This window comes from Mycobacterium sp. (assembly GCF_035697385.1).
Lineage (GTDB): Bacteria > Actinomycetota > Actinomycetes > Mycobacteriales > Mycobacteriaceae > Mycobacterium.
This window is the reverse complement of the sequence record NZ_DASSCY010000032.1, coordinates 1-23,346: the sequence shown is the minus strand read 5'-3', so window position 1 is coordinate 23,346 and position 23,346 is coordinate 1. Positions and strand designations below refer to the sequence as shown.

At 67.3% G+C, this 23,346-nt stretch carries 12 protein-coding genes and 3 pseudogenes; 5 read left to right on the top strand and 10 right to left on the bottom strand.

Translation table 11 applies throughout. The features are described 5' to 3' along the window. From VFH65_RS03250 to VFH65_RS03240, 3 genes are all read right to left on the bottom strand, one after another. Positions 1 to 1,500: Ig-like domain-containing protein (locus VFH65_RS03250; protein WP_353319694.1), on the bottom strand; the 1,500-nt coding region annotated here is incomplete at its 3' end. Between the two features lie 270 nt (positions 1,501 to 1,770). After that, entirely contained in the window at positions 1,771 to 5,136 is a 3,366-nt protein-coding gene (locus VFH65_RS03245) for a beta-propeller fold lactonase family protein (protein ID WP_353319693.1), read from the bottom strand. A gap of 234 nt (positions 5,137 to 5,370) precedes the next feature. Continuing rightward, complete coding sequence (locus VFH65_RS03240; protein WP_353319692.1) at positions 5,371 to 5,886, bottom strand: lipoprotein LpqH; 516 nt, start codon at positions 5,884 to 5,886, stop codon at positions 5,371 to 5,373. Between the two features lie 198 nt (positions 5,887 to 6,084). Here VFH65_RS03240 and VFH65_RS03235 point away from each other — a divergent pair, with 198 nt between their 5' ends. Both VFH65_RS03235 and VFH65_RS03230 read left to right on the top strand, forming a co-directional pair. Continuing rightward, positions 6,085 to 6,282 (top strand): hypothetical protein, encoded by a 198-nt coding sequence (locus VFH65_RS03235; protein ID WP_353319691.1) that lies wholly within the window; start codon positions 6,085 to 6,087, stop codon positions 6,280 to 6,282. A 91-nt stretch (positions 6,283 to 6,373) separates the two neighbouring features. Continuing rightward, positions 6,374 to 8,998: a LuxR C-terminal-related transcriptional regulator gene (locus tag VFH65_RS03230; protein WP_353319695.1), complete on the top strand. Its 2,625-nt coding sequence runs from the start codon at positions 6,374 to 6,376 to the stop codon at positions 8,996 to 8,998. Between the two features lie 305 nt (positions 8,999 to 9,303). On the opposite strand, the pseudogene VFH65_RS03225 reads toward VFH65_RS03230, so the two are convergent. After that, positions 9,304 to 9,447: pseudogene (locus tag VFH65_RS03225) on the bottom strand (DivIVA domain-containing protein); the annotation flags it as partial. A gap of 9 nt (positions 9,448 to 9,456) precedes the next feature. After that, positions 9,457 to 9,654, bottom strand: a pseudogene (locus tag VFH65_RS03220) (DivIVA domain-containing protein); the annotation flags it as partial. A 191-nt stretch (positions 9,655 to 9,845) separates the two neighbouring features. Here VFH65_RS03220 and VFH65_RS03215 point away from each other — a divergent pair. Continuing rightward, on the top strand, positions 9,846 to 12,452 hold the full coding sequence (locus tag VFH65_RS03215; protein ID WP_353319690.1) for a LuxR family transcriptional regulator: 2,607 nt from the start codon (positions 9,846 to 9,848) through the stop codon (positions 12,450 to 12,452). Positions 12,453 to 12,486: 34 nt separating this feature from the next. On the opposite strand, the gene VFH65_RS03210 is transcribed toward VFH65_RS03215, so the two are convergent. After that, positions 12,487 to 14,088, bottom strand: a complete 1,602-nt coding sequence (locus VFH65_RS03210; protein ID WP_353319689.1) for a PGRS repeat-containing protein — start codon at positions 14,086 to 14,088, stop codon at positions 12,487 to 12,489. Positions 14,089 to 14,589: 501 nt separating this feature from the next. Between VFH65_RS03210 and VFH65_RS03205 the strand changes: the two genes are divergently transcribed. Together VFH65_RS03205 and VFH65_RS03200 are read left to right on the top strand one after the other, a co-directional pair. Continuing rightward, positions 14,590 to 17,223 carry a LuxR C-terminal-related transcriptional regulator gene (locus VFH65_RS03205; protein ID WP_353319688.1) on the top strand — a complete coding sequence of 878 codons (2,634 nt, stop codon included), beginning with the start codon at positions 14,590 to 14,592 and terminating at the stop codon, positions 17,221 to 17,223. Positions 17,224 to 17,734: 511 nt separating this feature from the next. Beyond that, positions 17,735 to 19,507 carry a PGRS repeat-containing protein gene (locus VFH65_RS03200; protein ID WP_353319687.1) on the top strand — a complete coding sequence of 591 codons (1,773 nt, stop codon included), beginning with the start codon at positions 17,735 to 17,737 and terminating at the stop codon, positions 19,505 to 19,507. 31 nt (positions 19,508 to 19,538) lie between these two features. Here the strand turns inward: VFH65_RS03200 and VFH65_RS03195 are convergent, their stop codons facing one another. The 4 genes and pseudogenes from VFH65_RS03195 to VFH65_RS03180 all read right to left on the bottom strand — a co-directional run. Next, positions 19,539 to 20,906 (bottom strand): cytochrome P450, encoded by a 1,368-nt coding sequence (locus VFH65_RS03195; protein WP_353319686.1) that lies wholly within the window; start codon positions 20,904 to 20,906, stop codon positions 19,539 to 19,541. Positions 20,907 to 20,953: 47 nt separating this feature from the next. Further along, a complete protein-coding gene (eutC, locus tag VFH65_RS03190; RefSeq protein ID WP_353319685.1) occupies positions 20,954 to 21,721 on the bottom strand; it encodes an ethanolamine ammonia-lyase subunit EutC in 768 nt (255 codons plus the stop codon). Beyond that, on the bottom strand, positions 21,718 to 23,160 hold the full coding sequence (locus VFH65_RS03185) for an ethanolamine ammonia-lyase subunit EutB (protein ID WP_353319684.1): 1,443 nt from the start codon (positions 23,158 to 23,160) through the stop codon (positions 21,718 to 21,720). Before VFH65_RS03185 ends, eutC begins: the two co-directional genes overlap by 4 nt. Beyond that, positions 23,157 to 23,346 (bottom strand): annotated as a pseudogene (locus VFH65_RS03180) (ethanolamine permease); the annotation flags it as partial. The pseudogene VFH65_RS03180 and the gene VFH65_RS03185, both read right to left, overlap by 4 nt.

The following is a 23,346-nucleotide window of genomic DNA, read 5'->3' as shown; positions in this document are numbered from 1 at the left end:
GTTGGTGGCCGCATCGATGATCGACACGGTGTCGTCGTCGGCGTTCGTGACGTAGACGTGGGCGCCGTCGGGGCTGACCGCCACCCCGTCCGGAAGGTCACCGACGGTGATGGTCGCGGTGACGCTGTTGGTGGCGGTGTCGATGACGGACACGGTGCCGTCGTCGAGGTTGGTGACGTAAGCGGTGGCGCCGTTGGGGCTGACCGCCACATTCGCCGGGTTTCCGCCGACGGTGATGGTGGCGACGACCGTGTTGGTGGCGGCGTCAATCACCGACACCGTGTTGCCTCCGCTTGAGAGGTCGCCGAAGTTGGTGACATAGACGGTGCTGCCGTCGGGGCTGACCGCCACACCGGTCGGGAAGTTGCCTACGGCGATGCTCATCGGTGTGACCGTTACCGCGACCGTGGCGGTGGTGCTGTGGCCGGAGTCGGGTTGGAACAAAGCGCCGATTCCGTGGAAGTGTGTTCCCTGGTCTACCACCTTGACGGTGAACACGTCGGTGCCGCCGGTGGCGGCCAGCTGCGCACTCGGCGTATAGACGAAGGTGCCGTCCGGGTTGACTATTACCGACCCGTTCTCCGGAGTGTCGATGACGCTGAAACTCAGCGGATCACCGTCGGCATCAACGGCATTCAGGTCGCCGGTGATCACGCCGTCGACAGACTGGCTGTTCTCGGCAGGGTTGTAGGCGGTGGTCGGGGTCTTGTTGAACATGGTGCGTTCGACTTCGCGGCGCACCCACGCCAGCAGCCCCCACAGCAGCGGCGCCTGCGCCGGCGCTGCGGGAGCGGTGCTCAGCCCCGGGCTCAATCCCACCCAGGCCAACAGTCCCGACACCAACCCCGTGACCACACTCACCGGGCTCGCCGGGGCAGGCAGCGCCTGCGCGGCGGGAAGCAGTTGCGCCGAGATTACGGTGGCCGGCACCGCAGTAGGTACGGCTGGGGCGGTGCTCCTCGCCGATGTCACCGATACCGTGATCGCGGGTTGGTGCAGATCGTCCGCACCGCCGGTCGACGCGACGGCGCCTGGGTCTGCGGCCTCTGGCAGATCGACGGACACACTCTGCTGCTGGGCTGGGCTGTCGTTGTTCGACGACTCGGTGAGGGCGGCCTCGGTGGCCGGTGGCAGGACCACCGGGTTTGAGACCGGCGGCTGGTCTGGCGTGGTGGATGCTGGTTCGGTTTCGAGTTCGGTGTCTTCCTCGGCGGCCGGCGCTGAGGCTTGCGGCGTGGCCGCTTCGTCCCCATGGTTGTCTGATTCGGAGTCCTCGTCAGTCGGTTCGCCGGCATCGGCGCCCGTCGTCGTATTCGTATCAGGCGAACTATCGTCTGCCGCTTCAGGTTTCGAGTCGTCCGTGGATGTGGAACCTGCGGGAGACGACGTGTCGGCGGACGGTTCGGCGACCGCGACCCACGGAGTGGTGACCACCGCCGTACCTATGCCCAGCGCGACCGCCAGCGCACCGACACGGCCGATGTAGTTCGCATTACCCATCGTGGGACCTCCCCGTACACGCACACCCTGTTGCGGGTTCGCTTGACTACCAAGGAAGTTAGGTTTGTGGCGGTGGCCCGGCTGGAGTAGTCGGCTACCCCAGTTTTGCCAGGTCGGCTATGCCACGTGAGGTAGCGGAACCGAACCCGGGATTGAGGTAGTCGGATTACCCAGCCGAACGTTGGGAAGAGTGTGCATCTTTCGCCGTCACCGATGCGCGAGAACTTCACGCTGATACGCGGTACGTGGGGCGTGTCAGGCTGGGCAGGGTCACACAGCGACCACGTACACGGTGCCGTTGCCTGAGCTGCTGACGTAGAGGCGGGTGCCGTCGGGGCTCACCGCCACCCCGACTGGTCCATTGCCGACACTGATGGTGTCGATGACGGTGTTGGTGGCAGTGTCTATCACCGACACCGTGTTATCGCCGAAGTTGGCGACGTAGGCAGTGGCGCTGTCCGCGCTGAAGGCCACCATGGCCGGGATGTTGCCGACGGTGATGGTGTCGATGACGGTGTTAGAGGCGGTGTCGATCACCGAAACCGTGTTGTTGTTGAGCTTGGTGACGTAGACGACGGTGCCGTCCGGGCTGACTACCGGCGCGGCCGCGGGGGCGCCGACATTGACGGTGGTGACCACGGTGTTCGTCGCCGTGTCGATCACCGCCACCGTGCCGGTCACCGAATCGGCGCCCATGGCGACGTAGAGGGTGGTGCCGTCGGGGCTGAGCGCAGCCAAAGCCGGCGCGCCGCCCACGGTGATGGTGTCGATGACGGTGTGGGTGGCGGCGTCGATCACCAAAACCGTGCCGGTGTCGCGCTGGGTGACGTAGAGGGTGGTGCTGTCGGGACTGACCGCAACCCCGTTCGGAACATCGTCGACGTTGATGGTGGCGGTGACCGTGTTGGTGGCGGTGTCGATCACCGACACAGAGGTGTCCTCGCCGTTGTTGACGTAGGCCGTGGCGCCGTCGGGGCTGACCACCACCCCGAGCGGAGTGTCGCCGACGTCGATGGTGGCGATGGCCGATTTGGTGACAGTGTCGATCACCGACACCGTGTCGTCCTGGCTGTTGGCGACATAGACGCGGGCGCCGTTGGGGCTCACCGCCATACCGCCCGGGCCATTACCGACATCGATGATGCCGACGATGGGGCTGATCGAGACGTCGGGATGGGAATCGACGGCGTCCGGGCCGCTGATGCCCACCCCCTGGGCGAGGCGGTGCAGCACGCTCTGGATCAGTCCGGCCGCCCCGGACAGCTGGTAAGAGTCACCGTCATAGGCGCGGACGGTGAACGTGTCCCCGCCACCGGTGCGGAGGAACTCGTCGTTCGGGGTGTAGGTGAAGGTGCCGTCGGAGTTGACCACCACGCTGCCCCGCTCGGGGGCGCGGGTGACTGTGAACGTCAACGGATCCCCGTCGGGATCGACCGCGTGCAGGTCACCGGTGATCACCCCGTCCGCGGATCGGCGATTGTCCGCCGGGTTGTAGGCGACTGTTGGGGTCCGGTTGAAGAACGTGTGCCGGACCATGCGGCCAACCCACTCCAGCAGTCCAAACGGTCCTGACGCAGCATCGGACACCGCGCTCATCTGAATGGCCGGGGTATCCGCGTTGGCCGAACGATCTTGCACTGCAACTACATTCAGCTGCACCGCGGGCACGGCGATCACCGAAACGGTGTCGTCGAAGGAGTTGGTGACGTAGACGAGGGTGCCGTCAGGGCTGACCGCCACACCGGCCGGGTGGTCGCCGACGGTGATGGTGGTGGTGACGGTGTTGGTGGTGGTGTCGATCACCGACACGGTGCCGTCTTCCTGGTTGGTGACGTAGGCGGTGGCGCCGTCGGGGCTGACCGCCACCCCCTTCGGGCCGACGCCGACGGTGATGGTGGTGGTGACGGTATTGGTGGCGGTATCGATCACCGACACGGTGCCGCCGTTGAAGTTGGTGACGTAGGCGGTGGCACCGTCGGGGCTGACCGCCACACCGGCCGGGCCATCGCCGACAGTGATGGTGGCGGAGACGGTATTGGTGACAGTGTCGATCACCGACACCGTGTCGTCCCCGATATTGGCGACGTAGGCGGTGGCACCGTCGGGGCTGACCGTCACGCTGAACGGGCTGTCGCCGACGGTGACGGTGACGGTGACGGTATTGGTGGCGGTGTCGATCACAGACACCGTGTCGCCGCCCCCGGCATTGGTGACGTAGGCGGTCGTGCCGTCGGGGCTGACCGCCACCCCGAGCGGATTATCGCCGACGGCGGCGGTGGTGATGATGGTGGTGGTGACGGTATTGGTGGCGGTGTCGATCACAGACACGGTGCCGTCGTAATGGTTGGTGACGTAGGCGGTGGTGCCGTCGGGGCTGACCGCAACCCCCACCGGAGTGTCGCCGACAGCGATGGTGGCCATGACGGGGTTCACCGCGACGTCGGGGTGGGAATCGATGGTGTCCGAGCCGCTGAGGCCGATCCCCACGGCGCCGCGGTGCACCAGATCCTGGATCAGTCCGACCACCCCGGGCAGCCGGTAAGCGGCGCCGTCATCGAGAACGATGCTGAACGTGTCGATGCCGCCGGTCCGCGCAAAATCGGCGTCGGGGGTATAGGCGAAAGTGCCGTCGCGGTTGACCACCACACTGCCGTGCTCAGGGACTCGGGAGACGGTGAACGTCAACAGATCCCCATCCGGATCGACCGCGTGCAAATCTCCGGTGATCACCCCGTCCACCGATTGGCTGTTCTCCGCCGAGTTGTACGCGATGGTCGGGGTCCGATTGAACAACGTGTGCTGGACCTGGCGGCGCGCCCACTCCAGCAGACCCCATAACAGTGGCGGCGGCGCAGGCGCCGCGGGGGCGTTGGTCAACCCCGAGCCCAAACCCACCCATGCCAGCAGCCCTGACATCAGGTCCGTCACTACGCTCGCCGGCGAGGAAGGGGCGGGCAGCTCCTGCACGGCGGGAACCAGCTGGGTGGGGACCGACATGGCCGTCACGGTGCTGTTCGCCAATGCCACCGGCACGAGGGCGGGTTCGTCGGTATCGCCGCCGGTGGTGTGCATCACGGAGTCAGCTTCGGTGTGCGAGTTGGCGAGCGGCGAATCGGGCGCCGTCGCGGTGGACGCAGGATTCGGTGTGTGGTCGGATCCGCCGGTCGACTCGGCCGTCGTCACCGCGGGGGTCGTCTCAGCCTGTGGGTCGGCAATCATCGGGGTGTCGGAACCGTTCGCCGGTTCGTCGACCGGTGGCGTATCGGCCGTCGGCTCCGCGGTTTCCGCTAAGCCGGGCTGCTCGCCTTCCTCGCCAACCGCTTCGGCGTCGCCGAGTGCGGCGGAGGACGCACCGTCCCCGTCGGACCTACCGAGGGACAAGCTCGACGATTGCTGGGTGTCCGCCGCTGTCACGGCACTACCCGAAATATCCACTGCCGTATCGGGTTTCGAGTCGTCCGTCGATGTGGACTCCGCTCCCGACGACGAGCTCGATGACGAGTTCGATGACGAAGAGTCAGAAACGGACGCCGAAGGCTCGGCGACCGCAACCCACGGCGTGGTGGCCACCGCTGTCCCGATGCCCAGCGCTATCGCCAACGCACCAACGCGGCCAATGTATTTCGCGTTACCCATCGTGGCGCCTCCCCTACTTGAACACCAGTTGCGGATTCGCAATGTGTTTGCCAAGGGAAAATTAAGTCCGCTGGGGTGGGCCGGCTGGGGTAAACGACTACCCCAGTTCGTTCTTCTCGCCGAAATCGCTACCTCAACACCGTCAGCGCGCTGCGCTCCTACATCGTCTTGGCACGGGTGCGCGCACGAAAGCGGCGGGCGTCCTCAAGACACCCGCCGCTTGGATGGTGTGAGCTAGCTGCAGCTCACCTTGATTTCGAACTTCTTGGTGATCATGCCGGCCATCGGGTTCTTCATATCGGCGCCCTGTGCCTCGCCGGTGATGGTGTAGGTGTCGCCGTCGACCTTCACTTCGGCCGAGCCGGTCTTCACGCCCATCATGTCGCTGACTGCCAGCGCATTGCCGTCGACCACCAGGCCCAACGACTCGACCTTCGGCGTGGCCTCGTCGGTCATCACCACGCCCAAGGCCTGCTGAGGACCGGCCGCACCGCTGCCGATGTTGATCTTGCCGCCCTGCTTGACGCAGGTGACCGACGCGGGATCCAACCCCGCCAGATCGGAACCTTCGACCGTCACCTCCGTAGCGCCGCCGGTGCTCACGTCGGCGCCCCCTCCGGTGGTTGTCTCGGCGCCCCCGGCCGCTGCCGTGGTGGCCGGGGCCGGCTCGCTGCCCTTGTCGTCGGAGCAGCCCACCAGCAGCCCGGCGCTGGCGATCAGCCCGATCGCAGCCACTAGAAATCGATTCATCGGTCTTTCCCTTCGTTCATGCGTCGCCTCCATGGCTACGAGAGCAACGTAAAGCGCGCGTTGTCGATCCGCTGGCGTAGCCGACTACCCCAGTTCTCGGCGGCTGGGCTACTCCACCATGAGGTACGGGAATCGGATCCGGATTGGCGTAGCGGATTACCCCAGCCGAACGACCAAGACAGCGGCAACCTAATGTCCGTGGCCACTGATTCGCCCCGGGCCGAGTCCCTGCAGCGGCTGCCGCTGCCGTATGCGACCGCATTGCGGTTGCGCGCTGCCGGCATTGCCGACGATGTGATCGCCGAGTGCGTTGGCGTGGACCTCGACGCGCTGCCCACGTTCATGCGGATTGCCGAAGCAAAGCTGGCTGCCGCATCCGCGGAAACACCGACCTGATCACGCGGCGCTCCCGTGAACTTTCGCGCGCGCCAATTTCGCCTTCATTGAACAAAATTAGGACGCCTGTGCCGGTTAGAATTCGCCGGTGATGCGCCAGTGGCCCCTGGTCGGGCGGTCCGAGGAGCTTACGGCGATCGCCGAGGCCACCCGGATGACCGGCGAGCGCGCAAACGGGATCGTGTTATCCGGCTCGGCCGGTGTCGGCAAGACGCGGGTAGCCCGGGAGGCCGTTGCCAGCTGCAGTGCGCGACGTGCCCGTCCGCATTGGATCATCGGAACTGCATCGGCACGTAGCGTCCCGCTGGGCGCATTCGCCGACATCGCCAGCGACTTCGGCCCCGACCCCCTACGCCGGGTACGCGAGGTCATCGACGGCCTCATCGGCGACCGCCAACCCCACGAGGTGGTCGTCGGGGTCGACGACGCGCATCTATTGGATGACCTGTCGGCGTTCACCATTCACCAGCTCGTCTCACGACGACTGGCCACCGTGATACTGACCGTCCGCTCGGGAGAATCGCCGCCGGACGCGATATCAGCGATCTGGACCGAACAGCACCTGGACCGCCTTGAACTGCAGCCGCTTTCGATGCCCGAGACCACCCGGCTGCTGGAACATGTGCTTGATGGACCGGTGCACTCCTTTAGCGCACAACGGCTTTGGCAGTACACCCAGGGCAATGCGCTCTATCTGCATCACCTGCTCGACAGCGAAGTTGGCGCCGGCCGCGTCGTGCAACGATCGGGCGTGTGGCTCTGGGACGGACAGCCAGCGCTCTCACCCACGCTCGCCGAACTCGTCGAGGCACGCATCGCCCAGGCACCTCAACCGGTCCGCGAGGTTCTCGACGCCCTCGCCGTCGCCGAACCGTTGGACACCGACGTCCTTTCGGCCGTAACCGATCCCGACGCGCTGAGCGAGGCCGAATCACTTGGCCTGATAACCGTCGACTCCAGCACGCGACCGCCGTCGGTCCGGCTGGCGCACCCCATGCTTGGCGAGGTTCGCCGCACCGGCTCACTGCGGCTGCGACGACTGCGCGGGCGCATCGCCACCGAACTGGCTCGCAAGAGTGCGGCAGACCCGCGGGATCAGGTACGCCGCGCAGTGCTCACCGTCGAATCTGACCTCACACCCGACCCACAACTTCTCAACGGCGCCACCTGGGCCGCGATGCAACTACTCGATCTGAGGCTGGCCGAGACGCTGGCGGAGCGGGCCGTCGCCGCCGGCAGCGGCATAGAGGCCAAGTTCACCCACGTCATGGCGCTCACCTGGCAAGAGCGCGGCCATGACGCGGAGCGGGTCCTCGCCGAACTCACCGACCAAACCTCCGGCCCGATGCGCGTCCAGATTGCGCTGCTTCGCGCGCTCAATTTCGCAGTGATTCTCGGTCAAACATCAAACGCCGAAAAGGAACTCGATGAGGAAGTGCCCGCCGACGATGACGCCGCTGCTGGCCTCGCCTCGGCCCTGCGGGCATTGATCGAGGTGGTGCGCGGTCACGCCGGAGCCGCGGTGGACCGAGCCGGTGCCAACCTCGCCGGCACGTCAGCGAACGACCTCGCACACATGCTGTCGGTCTTCGCCTTGGTCCAAGGCCTTGGCGAGCTTGGGCGCGTCGATCAGATCGAGTCCGCAGCGAACAGCGGCTACCGCCTCGCCGACCAGTCCGCGGAAGTATCGCACCTGCGGGTTCCGCTGGCGTTCCTGCACGCCTATGCCTATCGACCGGCCGGTGCGCTGAAACAACTGGACGCCACGATCGCCAGGATCCGCCGCGACACGGTTGACGTTCCGTTCGAGGGATCGTGGCATGTCGCCGAATCATGGCATGCCTTCGTCGCCGGTTTGTCGGCGATGAATCGAGGCGATCTTGCTGAGGCGCGGCGCCTGTGCCAAGAATCGCTGGCAGATGTCGGCAGCGACCACAGCGGACGCATGCGGAAGCGATTCGCGCGACTGTGGTTGGCGACGGTGACGGCAATGGCAGGCAGAGCCGCAGACGCCCGGCGGGAGTTCACGCCAATCGAGCAGTGGGACGCCGATCCGGACGCGCGCGGATGGCACGCAGAAAGGTCCATCGCGCACGCCTGGGTGTGCGCTGCCGAAGGCGCTGTGTCGCAGGCGATCTCGATCGCCCGCGACGCGGCGGCACAGGAACGTCAGCTCGACCGGCCCGCGTGGGAGGTCTTGCTGCTGCAGACGGCCACGCAGTTCGGTGACGTCACAACTGCCCCTAGGCTGGCCGAGTTGGCGGACCGGGTTCAAGGCCCCCGCGCACCGGCCGCCGCGGCCCATGCCGCCGCACTCGCGACGGACTGCGGCGACGGACTCATAGAGGCGTCGCGCCAATACGAGGCATTCGGCGATCGGATAGCCGCCGCCGACGCCGCCGCCCAGGCCGTCATCGTTTACCAAAGCGCCGGGTTGCGTGGCACGGCATTGAACGCCTCGGCCACCGTCGAACGCCTTGCGGCCGAATGCCAACGCGCCCAGACCCCCGCAATACGCGCCGCGACAACGCCGCAACCATTCACCGACCGTCAGCGCGAGATCATATCGCTTGCCGCACAAGGACTATCGAACAAACAGATAGCTGACAGACTCGCCATGGCGACCCGCTCTGTCGAAGGACACCTCTTCCGCGCCTGCCAGCGCGTCGGGGCGCGCAGCCGAGACGAACTGATCTCTATCCTGCGCGGATCCTGAGATTCCCGCCGTCAAAATTCCCAGCCGAAACGCCAGGCAAGCACAGCCCAGATCCAGAAGCTGACACCGATCACGAGAACGAGTGGATCGAACGGCGGAAGGCACGCGACCCCGACAAGCAACAGCCCAATCACCAGCGGCGCTCGCCAGGTCCAGGGCCGGCTGCCATGCTCACGGAGCTCTCCCCGGAAGGCGAGGAGGTGGCCGAGAATGCTCTGCGGCGTGGATTCGTCCGAATGCCTGAGGTGGCGGGGCCCCAGATCGGTTGTGGCGCTGAAGTCCTGCGCGGTGCGCTGCCCCGTACGGCGGGCCAGTTCGATCTCGACGCGGCCAAGAAACTCGTCGACCTCGTCTTCGTTGTAACCCCGCCTTCCAATTGGCGGTTTGGAGAACGCCACATTGCGAATGTCCGCAGGGGTGACACCACCGGTTGCCGCCGGATCTCGCAGCGTCGCCTCGATACGCTCGAGATAACCGTCGACCTCGTCTTCGTTGTAACCGGATCTGCCCCTTGCCGACTTCGAGAAGGCCACATTGTGGACATCTTCTGCAGTAACTCGCGCACCTTCTGTACGTTCCGGCCACGCGGTGTACTTCTGCTCTTCTAATCGGCGTTCCAGAGCCGCGATGCGAACTTCCGGATCGTCCTGGTTCATCATCGAACGGCCCTCCCACACTCGGCGCTCGACCGGTTGCCCGCTACGAACTGGTAGTTCCACGACGACAACGTAAAGCGGTTGCCAGCGGGTGGCTGGGGTAGTCAACTACCCCAGTTCTTGGTCGACCAGGCCGTGATGTGCTCGCTTGAAAGGGCAAGCAGCGCGTCTGTGCCAGTTAGAATTTGCCGGTGATCCGCCAGTGGCCCCTGGTCGGGCGATCCGAGGAGTTCGTGGTGATCGCCGAGGCCACCCGGGCGAGCGCTGACCGCGCTCGCGGGATTGTGCTGTCCGGTGCGGCCGGTGTCGGCAAGACCCGGGTGGCACGCGAGGCCGTCGCAAGCTGTGGGCCCCGGAGCGCGCGCCGGCACTGGATCGTCGGCACGGCATCGTCACGCAGCGTCCCGTTAGGCGCCTTCGTCGACATCGCCAGCGACTTCGGTCCAGATCCGTTACGACGGGTGCGTGAAGTGATCGACGGGCTCATCGGCGATGCCCGGTACGGCGAGGTCATCGTCGGCGTCGACGATGCGCATCTGCTCGATGACCTTTCGGCGTTCACCGTGCACCAGCTCGTCACCCGCCGACTTGCCACCGTGATACTGACCATTCGCTCAGGGGCATCGCCGCCGGACGCGATCACCTCGATCTGGAAAGATCAGCACCTGGAACGCCTTGAGCTGCAGCCGCTCTCGCCACCAGAAATAGCGGATCTAGTTGAGCACGTCCTCGATGGCCCGGTCGACTCCTTTAGCGCACAACGACTTTGGCAGTACACCCAGGGCAACGCCCTGTATCTGCGTCACCTGCTCGAAAACGAGGTGAACGCCGGCCGCGTGACGCAGCGCTCGGGGGTGTGGTTGTGGGACGGTCAACCGCGGCTCTCACCGACGCTCGCAGAGTTGCTCGAGTCGCGCATGACCGACGTGCCGTCCTCTGTCGGAGAAGTTCTCGACGCGCTCGCGGTGGCCGAGCCGCTGGAAACCGACATTCTGGAGGAGATCGCCGATTCCGATGCCCTGGCTGAGGCCGAATCACTGAGCCTGATAAGCGTCGACCACAGCGTGCGGCCGGCGTCCGTGCGGCTTGCTCACCCGCTGCTCGGCGAGATCAGGCACACCGGCTCCCTGCGGCTGCAACGGCTGCGCGGGCGCATCGCCACCGAACTCGCGCGAAAAGGCTCGACAGATCCCCGAGACCTGATCCGGCGTGCAGTGCTCACCATCGAATCCGATCTCGCGCCCGACCCGGAGCTCCTCCTTGCCGCCGCGGCCGCCGCGATGCAACTGCTCGACCATCGGCTCGCAGAGACCCTCGCCGAGCGCGCCGTTGCCGTCGGGGGTGGCCCCTGGGCGAAGATCGCGCACGCGATGGCAATCACGTGGCAGGAGCGCGGCGTCGAAGCGGAGGCGGTTCTGGCCGAACAGGCCGAGCAGGCGTCGGGCATCGAGCGGACGCAGGTGGCGATCCTTCGCGCGATGAACTTCCTGCTCATACTCGGTCGAATCGCCAGCGCCGAACGCGAACTCGAGCTGCTGCCGGCAGACGATCACTCTGCGCAGGAGATCGCCATCGCACTGCGGCCACTAATCGAGTTGGTGCGTGGTCGCTCCGCAACAGCGGTGGAGATGGCGGTCACCGCCGAGGGTAGCTCTCCTGCCAATGCCGTCGCGAAAATCTTCCTGGCTTGGGTCTTCGTCACGGGACTCGGCGACCTCGGGCGTATCGATGAGATCGAATCCGCGGCAACCAATGGCTATGCGGTCGCCGACAAGTCGCCCGAGGTGGGGCACCTGCGGCGCCGGTTGGCGTTTCAGGAGACTCACGGATATCGCCTCGGGGGTGCGCTGACGCGATCGGACGCTGTGGTTGCCCGGATCAGGCGCGACACGCTCGACGTTCCGTTTGAAGAGTCGTGGCACAGGGTGATGGTCGGTCTGTCGGCGATGAGCCGAGGTGCTCTGGATGACGCTCGGCGTGAATTGCGTGACGCCCTTGCCTATCTCGGCACTGGCGGCAGCGGACGGATGGTGAAGACATTCGGGCGGACGTGGCTGACCACGGTCACCGGGATGGCCGGACAAGCCACCGACGCTCGCCGCGAATTCGATGCCATCGAGTGGTGGGCCCAAGACCCCGAAGCCGCGATGTTCGACCCGTATAGATCCATCGCGGAGGCGTGGGTGTGTGCCTCCGAAGGCGCTGTTTCACAAGCGATCTCGCTCATGCGGGAAGCAGCCGCCAAGGAATGTGAGCGCTGCCGGCCTGCGTGGGAAGTCGTGCTTCTGCAGAACGCGACACAGTTCGGCGACCACACCACCGCCGCGAGGCTGGCGGAACTGGCCGGCCTTGTCCAAGGACCGCGTGCGCCCACTGCCGCGGCTCATGCCGCTGCGCTGGCAGCCGGAGACGGTGACAGGTTGGTCGAAGCGTCCCGCCGCTATGAGGAGTTCTGCGATCGCCTTGCGGCCGCCGACGCCGCAGCGCAGGCCGTGGTCGCGTATCTAGCCGCCGGGTTGCGCGGCGCGGCGATGACTGCGTCCGCGACAGCCCAGCGGCTCGCGGGTGAATGCCAAGGAGCCCAGACTCCCGCGTTACGGGCCGCGACAACGCAACAGCCGTTCACGGCCAGGCAGCGCGAAATCATATCGCTTGCCGCACAAGGATTATCGAACAAGGAGATCGCCGACCGGCTCACCATGTCGATCCGCTCGATCGAAGGGCACCTCTTCCGCGCCTCTCAACGCGTCGGGGCCAACAGCCGCGAGCAACTGTGCGCCATACTGCGAGGCTCCTGAGACATATCCGGCCGGTGCTGGCTCAGGCGGTTCGTCAACCAGGGTTGCCGTCGCTCCCGCTCGCGCCGTCGCTGCCATTGCCGCCGTCAGCACCGTCGTCGCCGTCATCGCCCGAGCCCAGACCGCCGGTGCCGCCCGTGCCCGCTGAGCCGCCAGTGCCGGCCGTACCTCCGGAGCCGCCTGCGCCGCCGGATCCTGGTGCGCCGCCAGAGCCCACCGTGACATCGGTGTTCGGGTCGGCGGGAAACAGGACGCTGCCGCCGTGGCCACCATCGCCACCGTCGCCACCATCGGCGCCGTCGCCGCCATCTCCACCGACACCACCGTCGCCCCCGGCTCCGCCGATCCCGAAGTACCCGCCGGCACCACCGTTACCGCCAGCGCCGCCGGTTTGCCCGTCACCGCCGGGGGCGCCGTCGCCGCCGTCACCACCGTTACCGCCGTTGCCGCTGGTCACATTGACGCCATTGCCTTGAGTGATCGCGAAACCGCCGTCACCGCCGTCACCGCCGTCGGCACCCAACCCACCGGGTCCGCCGTCACCGCCGTTGCCGCCCGTTGCGTCACTGCCGAGACTCAGCGCGTCGCCGCCGTCACCACCGTCACCGCCAGGGGCCCCCGCGCCGCCAGCACCCCCGGCGCCGCCGTCGCGCCCGACCGCGGGATTGGGGATCTCGAAATCATCGCCGCCTTCGCCGCCGTCACCGCCGGCCACCCCGGGACCTCCGCTGCCGCCCGGTTCACCAGGTTCGGCTGTGCCGTTCACGAAATCGTCGTCACCGTCGTCGCCATCAGGCGCCGTGCTCACGCCGTCCCAGGCCGGGTTGACGCCGTCTTGACCAGCCAGGCCCGCGCCGCCGTCGCCCCCGGCACCGCCGTTGCCGAACAACAGAGCGCCGTTCCCACCGTTACCGCCGTCCCCACCGGGTCCTCCGGTGCCGCCCGCACCGCCATTCCCAAAGACCAGTCCGGCGCTGCCGCCGGCACCGCCCGCCTGTCCAGGCAAGACGCCGTCGCCGCCGCGGCCGCCATTGCCCCACAGCAATCCGCCGGGTCCGCCCGGGCAGCCGGCGCACGTGGCATCCAGGCCGTCACCGATCAACAGACCACCCGGGCCGATCAACCCCAAGAACGCGCCGCCACCGAAGAACGTGGTGGTGAATGCGGGCGCCGACAGTGGGGTAGGCAGTCCGGGACCCTCGAACGCCGACACTGATGGCCCGCCGCCACCAGATCCACCGGCGTACGGCGTCGCGAAGACAAGCGGCGCAAAGAAATTGGGGCCGGCCGACGAAGGGGTATCACCTGTGCTGATGAACCCGCTTGGCGCGCTGCTGATCAACTCGCCAGGGGTGTCGGCACCATCGGCGCCTGCGGAGCTCCTGCCTGACGGGATCAATCCGAGGACCACCAACGGATTCAACGCCGCGGTCACGCTTTGAATAGGACCGTCGGCTGAAGTATCGGACGATGCCAACACCGCTTCCGCGGATACCGCTGCTGTCGCGGTGCCGGCGTTGTCATTGCCGAGTGTCGACTCCGGGTGCTCTTGGGCCGCAACGCCTATGCCGCCCGTGGCGAGTACACCCGCCGCCAGCGCGGCCGTCACCATGGTGTTCTTCCTGGCAATCGGCATTGCACGGTGCTTTGACATCTCATCCCTCCACACAGTCGTTGGTGGACCCGATCGCCGCGCCGTACAGGCGTCCAGGACGAACTGGTCGTTCTAACGACGGCAACGTAAATCGCTTGCCGCCGAGCAGCTGGGGTAGTCGACTACTCCACTTCCGCTGGGGCGACGCCACCTCGAGGTTTCTCGATCGATCGAGATCGCGGGTTAGCACTCGAATGTTGCTGACAACATCCATCTTTCGCAAATGGCCAGCAACGAGTGCCCCATCGATTCTCAGCTGCAATTGCCGTCGCCCACGCGTCGTGATTCTCCGACGTTTCGAGTAGTCCACTACTCAATACGCGCCTGCTAGCCCGAACCGAAGATATCCGTGCAAAAACAATCCCGGTCATTACGTGGCCGGCCGCCACACCCGCCATATTGGGATCGGTAGCCGTCCCCACCGTCTGTACTGAATGCACCGGCGACGACAAGGAACGCGCACCTCACGAAAGGTGACATGTGATGCCGACGACCACCTCGAGACGGCCGATGATCCGCGAGTGGCCCCTGATCGGGCGGTCGGAGGAGCTTGCGGTGATCGCCGAGGCCACGCAGGCGACCGGCGAGCGGGCCCGCGGGATCGTGTTATCGGGCCCGGCCGGCATCGGAAAGACCAGGGTGGCACGCGAAGCCGTCGCCAGCTGCGGTCCGCGAAACGCGCGCCGGCATTGGATCGTGGGTACGGCATCGACATCCAGCGTTCCGCTGGGCGCATTCGCCGACATCGCCAGCGACTTCGGCCCCGATCCTCTACGGCGCGTGCGTGAGGTGATCGACGCGCTGATCGGCACGGCCCGCAATGACGCGGTGGTCGTCGCCGTCGACGATGCCCATCTGCTAGATGACCTGTCGGCGTTCGCGGTTCACCAGCTCGTCACCCGCCGACTGGCCACCGTCATTCTCACGATCCGCTCGGCGGAATCAGCGCCGGACGCAATCACCGCAATCTGGAAAGACCATCATCTGGAACGCCTTGAACTACAACCATTCTCGCTTGAAGAGACCACGCAACTCATCGAACAAGCGCTGGGTGGTGCGGTGCAATCCCTGTGTGCACGCCGGCTTTGGCAGTACACCCAGGGCAACGCGCTGTATCTGCGTCACCTCGTGGATTGTGAGGTCCACGCCGGACGGATGACGCAGCATTCCGGCGTGTGGTTGTGGGACGGACGCCCCGCGCTCTCGCCGACGCTCGCCGAGATCCTCGAGGCGAGGATCGCGCAGGTACCCGAGTCGGTCAGGGGTGTGCTCGACGCGCTCGCGGTGATCGAACCGTTGGATGTCGAGATACTGGCGGCGGTCGCGGATTCCGACGCACTGGCCGAGGCCGAGTCCCTCGGTTTGGTCAGCGTGGACTCTGGGCTGCGACCGGCAGCGGTGCGGCTTGCGAACCCCATGATCGGCGAGGTCCGCCGCACCGGATCCTCAGGGTTGCAACGGCTTCACGGCCGCATCGCCACGGAGCTGGCCCAAAGAGGGGGCACCGATCCGCGAAACCTGGTGCGCCGTGCGGTGCTCACGCTCGAATCGGACATGACACCTGACGCGGAGCTTCTCGTGGCCGCGGCATCTGCGGCGGCGCAACTGTATGACGCCAGGCTCGCGCAAGGCCTTGCGGAACGGGCCGTTGCCGCCGGCGGTGGCGTGGAGGCGAAGCTCACCCACGCGATGACGAACGTCTGGCTGCAGCGCCCAAGCGAGGCCGAGACCATTCTCGCCGACCTCGCCGACCACACGTTTGGGCCGGTTCGATCCCAGGTTGCGATCCTGCGCGCGGTGAACTTCGCCGGAGGCCTTGGTCATCCGGCCAACGCGGAGCGGGAGCTCGATGAGGCGCTGCCCGCCGACGATGAAGCCTGGCAGCGGATCGCCGCCGCACCGCGGGCGTTGATCGATATGACGCGCGGGCACGCCAGTGCGGCAGTCGATCGAGCGGTCACCGCCCTCGCGCGCCCGCCCGACGACCTTGCACACATGGTGTCGATCTGGGTCGTGGTCAACGGGCTGGGCGACCTCGGGCGCGTCGATGAGATCGAGGCGGCGGCCGACAGCGGCTATCGGCTCGCGGAGAAGTCCGCAGATGTTTCGCACCTGCGGTTCCAACTGGCAGCCCTGCAGGCTTATGCGTATCGACTCGCGGGTGACCTGGAAGCATTGGAGGCCAACCTCGCTCGTATCCGTGCAGATGTCTTCGACGTGCCGTTCGAGGAGTCGTGGCATGGCTACCTTGCCGGCCTGGCGGCGATGGGTCGAGGCGCGTTGGGAGACGCGCGGAGCTGGCTGCAGGAATCCGTTGCGTACCTTGGCGCCGGCGACAGTGGGCGCGTGATCAAAGCCGTCGGGCGGTCGTGGCTTTCGATCGTCACCGCGATGGCCGGCCGAGCGGGCGACGCGCGCAGTGAGCTTGCGGCCATCGAGTGGTGGGCACAAGATGCCGACGCTTGTGTGTGGGACACAGACAGGACAGTCGCCGAGGCGTGGACGTGTGCCGCCGAAGGCGATGTGTCACAGGCAATCTCGATAGCCCGGAACGCGGCGGAAAAGGAATGCGTGCTTGGCCGGCCCGCCCGCGAGGTCTGGCTTCTCCAGACCGCTACACAGTTTGGCGACCACACGACCGCCGCCAGGCTGGCCGAACTGGCCACCCCGGTTCAGGGGCCCCGCGCGCCCGCAGCCGCGGCTCATGCCGCAGCACTCGCGGTCGCAGACGGGGACGCCCTCGTCGACGCCTCACGCCAATACGAGGCATTCGGCGACCGCATCGCCGCCGCCGACGCCGCCGCCCATGCCGTCGTCGCCTACCAGCAAGCCGGATTGCGAGGCGCGGCAATGACCGCGTCCGTCAAAGCCCAGCGTCTCGCCGCGGAATGCCAAGGGGCCCAAACCCCGGCGTTACGGGCAGCCACGACCCGGCAACCGTTCACCGACCGTCAGCGCGAAATTATATCGCTTGCGGCGCAAGGGTTGTCGAACAAGGAGATCGCCGACCGGCTCACGATGTCAAGCCGATCTGTCGAAGGGCACCTCTTCCGGGCCTGCAAACGCGTCGCAGCCAACAGCCGCGAACAGCTGATCTCCCTGCTGCAAGAGTCCTGAGACGACCCAGGCTTCGAGGTTTCGATCCCTAGCAAGGTAGGGGTATGCCGGTGAACAAGTCGGTGCCACACCGCAGATCCCGAATCCCCGACCCCCGCGGAGGAAGCGGAGGAGGCGTTGCCGCTGCGGGTGCCGCCCCCGGCGGAGGTGGCGGCGGCGGTACGGGCTCGATGACACCAGGCGGTCCACCGGCGACGATCGATGGCGCAGTCGTCGTCACCAAACTGCCGGCATCAACCCATGCGAATGCCAATGGGCTCATGCTCATTGCGACGAGCGCGCTTGTCATGACTGTCCGTCTTGCCAATATCCGCGTAACCATGGTCCGAACCTAGGCATTCGCCTTGGCCGTGGCTGGGGTAGTCGACTACCCCATTTCTTGGCGCGGCTACGCCCGTTGCCCTCATCCAGGACTGTCCCGCAAGTGGAGTAGCGCACTACCCCAATAGCCAGCTGGACGCGGACATACGTTGCCGATGGTCGGTCGCGCTGCATTCGAAAGGGGATTCCGATGTCCAAGCGCAGTAACTACCGGGGTAACCGGTCTCAGAAGAAGGCGCGTCCGTTGGCGGCGACGGCGGCGGCAATCGGCGGGGCAGGGCTTGTACTGGCCGCTCCCGCGGCGTTACTGGCCAGTCCTGGCCAAGCGCATGCCGCGCCACTGATTCCGGTGCCACAACAACCCGTCACTGCCCTGTTCGGGTGCAATTTGGGATCCCCCGCGCTGGCCGGAAGCTGCAACTCGAACGGGGTCCCCGCGTCGTCAAGCAACATCGTGAACACTTTCGCGTTGCCGAACAGCAATGTGTCCCTTTTCATTTCACCGAACTTCCTCGCTGATCCATGGGTAGACGCATTCCTCGATCTCGCTGGCGGCATCCCGGGTCTCAATATTTTCATCGGCAACGGCGCCGACGGCAGCGCGCTACATCCCGACGGTTTCAACGGCGGGTTGTTCATCGGCAGCGGCGGCGACGGCTTCAGCCCCACCACAGCCGGCGCGCACGTTGGTAACGGCGGCTCAGCCGGGTTCTTCTACGGCAACGGAGGCGCCGGCGGAAACGGCGCCGACGGAAACGCCACAACTCCTGGCGGTAACGGCGGAAACGGCGGCGCAGGCGCGATGCTCATCGGCAACGGCGGCAGTGGCGGCACCGGCGGAAACGGCGGAAACGGCACCGACGGCGTAAACGAGACGACGTCGAACACGGCCTCGGATGGGCCCAACCCCGGAGATGACGGGGCAAATGGCATCGGGCTCCAGAACGGCGGCAACGGCGCCGACGGCCTCGCACTGGGCGGCGGCGCGGGCGGCAACGGTGGCACTGGCGGAGTCCTCGGTGGTAACGGCGGTGATGGTGGCAATGCCGGCGACGGCCTCATCAGCAGTGGCGACGGCGAGGACGGCGGCACCGGTGGCGACGCCCTCGCTGACGGCGGCAACGGCGGCGATGGCGGCAACGGCGGCGCGGCCGGACTTGTGAATGGGTCCAGCGGCGGCAACGGCGGGAGCGGTGGCAACGGCGCGACCGGTGTGAACGGTGGCAATGGCACCTCCGGCGGCACGGGCGGTGTCGGTGGCAACGGCGGGCTCATCATCGGCAACGGCGGCAGTGGCGGTGCAGGCGGTCAGGGCGGTCAGGGCGGTACGGGCGCGAACGGCGGCAGCGGCGGCTCCGGTGGTACCGGCGGCGGGTCCGCCATCGGCGGTGGTGGCGGCGGCGGCGCGGGTGGCGATGGCGGCCAGAGCGGGACCGGCGGCAACGGCGGCGCCGGCGGCGCCGGCGGCGCGGGTGGCTCTGGCGGCTTCATCGGTGTCGGGGGCGACGGCGGCACGGGCGGGACGGGCGGCGATGGCGGCGGCAGCGCCACCGCTGGTACTGGTGGCAACGGCGGTGCCGGCGGCAACGGCATAGGACCCCTGGATGGCGGCCCTGGCACACCCGGTGACGGCGGCTCCGGTGCCACAGGTGGCGACGGGGGCGGCGGTGGCGACGGCGGCTCTGCCGGGACCGGCGGCAGCGGTGGCGGGACTGCGGGCGCCGGCGGGGACGGGGGCACGGGCGGCGCCGGCGGCGCAGGTGGTACCGGCGGGACCCCAAATGGGTTGGCCGACAACGGCGGTACGGGCGGCACGGGCGGCACCGGTGGGGCCGGCGGGACAAGTGGCAGCGGCAACACCGGCACGGGCGGCGCGGGCGGCTCGTCCGGCACAGGTTCGACGGGCACATCCGGCGGATCGGGCGGCGACGGCGGCGACGGTGGCGCTGGCGGCGCCCCGTAACGCCGTCTCGTCTGCGCGCGAACGTTCGGCGTCAGGTTCGCGGCGTCACGTGCGCCCGGATGGGCCCCTTGGCGACCGTGGTGAACGGCACGTCGACCGGGAAATCGCTGTCCAGGGAACGGATTTCGGTGGACCTGATAATGGTGGCCAGTGCAAGGGTCGTTTCCAGCCGGGCGAAGTGTTCGCCGATACACGAACGCGCTCCGCCTGCGAACGGGACGAAGTGCCAGCGGTCGCGGGCCTTGGAATTTTCCGGGCTGAACCGGTCCGGGTTGAAGACCAGCGGGTCCTCCCACAGGGCCGGATCCCGGTGCAGGGCGTAAATCCCCACTGCCAGAAGCGTTCCCGCCTCCACCCGGTAGCCACCGACCGCAATGTCGCGCACCGCCAACCGGCCGACCCCCGCGGCCGGCGGACACAGCCGCAGTGCCTCATGCAGCACCTGCACGGTGTATCCGAGCCGGGGCACATCCTCGGGAGTCAGCTCGCGGTCACCGAGCGCGGCAGCTTCTGCGGCCACACGGTCTTGCACGTCGGGATGGTGGCCAAGCGCCCATAGCGCGTACGTGAGCGCCGTCGCGGTGGTGTCATGGCCGGCGAGGATGAAGATGAGTAGGTCGTTAGAGATGTCGGCGTCGGAGATCGGCTGCCCCGTTTCCGGGTCCGTGGCGGCGATCAACGCGTGAACCAGCGGTGCATCCCTGGTGGGATCGGCGCGGCACGCGTGCAAGATGTCGTCGGTGATCTGGCGCATCGACGCGACCGCGGCGCGAGCGCGACGGCGCGCGGGGGTCGGCAGCCATCGCGGGGCGCGCACCGGCCGCAGCGCTCGATCGGCGGTGTAGGACGACGCGACGTGCATGTGTTCGGCAATGACGTCGGCGCGTTCGTTGAGATCGATGCCCAGAACGGAGCGGCCCAGCGACTGCATGGTCAGCCGGCGGCTCTCCACGTCGAGGTCGACGTCGCCGCCGTCGCGCCAGTTATCGACGAACGCCTGCGCCGCCCGCGACATGTGGCCGCCGAAGTTGCGGACGTTCTGCTTGGTGAACACCGGCTGCAGCGCGCGCTTGCGCGGACGCCACTGCTCGTTGGGCAGCACGAACAGGCTGTCCCCCGCGGCGTGCTGGACCTCTTCGTGGACGATGCATCGCTCGGAGAAGGCGTCATTGCGGCCCAGTACATCGCGGATTCCGTCGGGCGAGAAGACCGCGACAAGCGGCGGCATCAACCATTTCGGCCCAACCTGCACCCGGGTGATGGGGCCGCCGGCCTCGCGCAACACAACTTGACCCGCGTCGAGGTTGCGTACCGCCTTCAGCAACTGCCCGATGGACAGCGGGTTGCGCGGAGCCAGCGGCAGCAAACTGACATCGGGCGTTTCCCCCGTAACGACCATGGCATTGAGAATTGCGTCAAAACGGCCGAGCCGCAAGCGTTGCGCGCTTATTCCAGCGTGAGGGTGGCTGCGGGCGTCAGCTCGTCGCCACGTGACGTGTCCTTGAGGTCGACGCCCGAGCGTCCCAGCCGCCGCGCACCTGCAACCAGGCCGGTGACAACACGGGCGGCATCGACGTAACCAAGGCCTTCCGGCGGGTGGATGTTGGAGATGCAATTGCGGTCTGCGTCCGTGCGCCCGGCACGCGGCAGGTGCGTGAGATAGATCCCGAGGCTGTCAGCCACCGACAGGCCGGGGCGCTCGCCGATGATCACGATCAGCGTCTGTACGCCCATCCGCTCGCCGATGTGATCGCCCAGCGCCACCCGCGCCTGGGTGGCGATCACCGGCGCGGCGATCGAGTAGCGCTGCGACATCACCGACACCAGCTCGGTGAACAACCCGACGCCGTGATCGGTAAGGGCCCGTGGCGAGAGCCCGTCGGCAAGGACCACGCCGATCTCTGCCGGGTCGGTGGGCACCGAGTCCAAGCTGGCGGGCAGGCGGCCGAGGTCGGGCCGTCGCAAGTACTCGCCGCGGCCGGCGGCCATGCTGGCGACCACGGCAGGCTCGCCGAGGCCCAGCTCCGCGATTCTTGCCGCGAACGCGTCGACGTCGAGCGGGATGTGCACGGCGTCGCGGGCGGCAGCGTGCGCAGCGCTGAACTCGAGCACCCGCGTGGTCGGCAGCGCATTCCCGGCCCGGCCAAGACCGATGCGCGATTGCGTCGTCAACCGAAGCTGATCCCAAAACTCTTGCGCCGCAGGACTTATCACGCGCCGACCTTCCCGGTCAACGCCCGCAGGGGCGACTGGTCCACGTCGACCGGCAATACCCGCCCGTGCGCGTCGCTCATGCCGAGGCCGCGCAGCCATTCCTCGAACTCCGGCGCGGGTCGCAGGCCGAGGACCTGGCGGGCGTAGAGCACGTCGTGAAAGGACAGGCTCTGATAGCCCAGCATCACGTCGTCGGCGCCCGGCACGGCGATCACGAACGCCACGCCGGCGGCACCGAGAAGCGTCAGCAGGGTGTCCATGTCGTCCTGGTCGGCTTCGGCGTGGTTGGTGTAGCAGACGTCGACGCCCATGGGCAGGCCAAGCAGCTTGCCGCAGAAGTGGTCTTCGAGTCCGGCGCGGACGATCTGCTTGCCGTCGTAGAGGTATTCCGGGCCGATGAACCCGACCACGGTGTTGACGAGCAGTGGTTCCAGGTCGCGGGCGACGGCGTATGCGCGGGTTTCCAGGGTCTGCTGGTCGACGGGCTGTCCGCCAGCGCCAAGGTGCGCACCCGAACTCAGCGCCGAACCCTGACCGGTCTCCAGGTACATGACGTTGTCGCCGACGGTGCCACGGTTCAGCGACCGCCCGGCAGCCAATCCCTCACGCAGCAGCGCAATGTCGACGCCGAACGCCTTGTTGGCGCCCTCGGTGCCTGCCACCGACTGGAACACCAGGTCGACGGGCGCGCCCCGCTCGATCAGTTCGATGGTCGTGGTGACATGTGACAGCACACACGACTGCGCGGGAATGGCGTAGCGGGAACGGATTTCGTCGAGCAGGATCAGCAGGTCCGCGGTGGCCTCGGGCGAATCAGTCGCTGGGTTGATGCCGATCACGGCGTCACCGCAGCCGAGCAGCAGTCCGTCCAGGGTGGCTGCGGCGATGCCGCGCGGGTCGTCGGTGGGGTGATTGGGTTGCAGCCGGGTCGTCAGCGTGCCAGGAAGGCCGACGGTGGTGCGAAATGCCGACGTCACGGTCATTGCGCGGGCGGCCGCGATCAGGTCCTGATTGCGCATGATCTTGCTGACCGCGGCGGCCATCTCCGGGGTGATGGCGCGGCTGACCGCTCCGATCGTCGCCGCTGCGACCGAGGGGTCCGGGCCGGCCGCCGCGGCGAGCAACCAGTCGCGCAGACCGCCGACCGTCAGATGCGAGATGCGTTGAAAGCCAAGGCGATCGTGACTGTCGATGATGAGGCGGGTGACTTCGTCGTCCTCATAAGGAACCACCATCTCCTCGAGGAATACCTCGAGTCCGACATCGGCCAGCGCCCACTGTGCGGCGGCACGTTCGGCATCCGACGACGCCGCACACCCGGCGAGTTCGTCACCGGACCGTAGCGGTGTGGCCTTGGCCATCAGTTCGGCCAGCCCGTTGAAGCTGTATGTGGTGCCGCGGACCGCAGCTGTGTAGCGCTTCAGCTGGGGCCTGGTCATCCCAGCTCGTCTTCTGCCGCCGCCAGCGCTGCGAACTCTTCGTCGGGCGAGTTGGCCACCAGCTGATGCCGGCTGTAGACGCCGAAGTAGGCCATGAACGCCGCGAAGACCACCAGGCACCAGAACGCTGCGGTGCTGTCCACCACGAAGGTGGCCACGACCGACAGCGCGGCCACAACGAGTGCG

Excerpts from the sequence above, each read along its gene's own strand:
- VFH65_RS03205 (WP_353319688.1), top strand. The coding sequence starts at position 14,590 with ATGCCGACGACCACCTCGAGACGGCCGATGATCCGCGAGTGGCCCCTG.
- VFH65_RS03230 (WP_353319695.1), top strand. The coding sequence starts at position 6,374 with ATGCGCCAGTGGCCCCTGGTCGGGCGGTCCGAGGAGCTTACGGCGATC.
- VFH65_RS03185 (WP_353319684.1), bottom strand. The coding sequence starts at position 23,160 with ATGACCAGGCCCCAGCTGAAGCGCTACACAGCTGCGGTCCGCGGCACC.
- VFH65_RS03245 (WP_353319693.1), bottom strand. The coding sequence starts at position 5,136 with ATGGGTAACGCGAAATACATTGGCCGCGTTGGTGCGTTGGCGATAGCG.
- VFH65_RS03200 (WP_353319687.1), top strand. The coding sequence starts at position 17,735 with ATGTCCAAGCGCAGTAACTACCGGGGTAACCGGTCTCAGAAGAAGGCG.
- VFH65_RS03210 (WP_353319689.1), bottom strand. The coding sequence starts at position 14,088 with ATGCCGATTGCCAGGAAGAACACCATGGTGACGGCCGCGCTGGCGGCG.
- VFH65_RS03240 (WP_353319692.1), bottom strand. The coding sequence starts at position 5,886 with ATGAATCGATTTCTAGTGGCTGCGATCGGGCTGATCGCCAGCGCCGGG.
- VFH65_RS03195 (WP_353319686.1), bottom strand. The coding sequence starts at position 20,906 with ATGGTCGTTACGGGGGAAACGCCCGATGTCAGTTTGCTGCCGCTGGCT.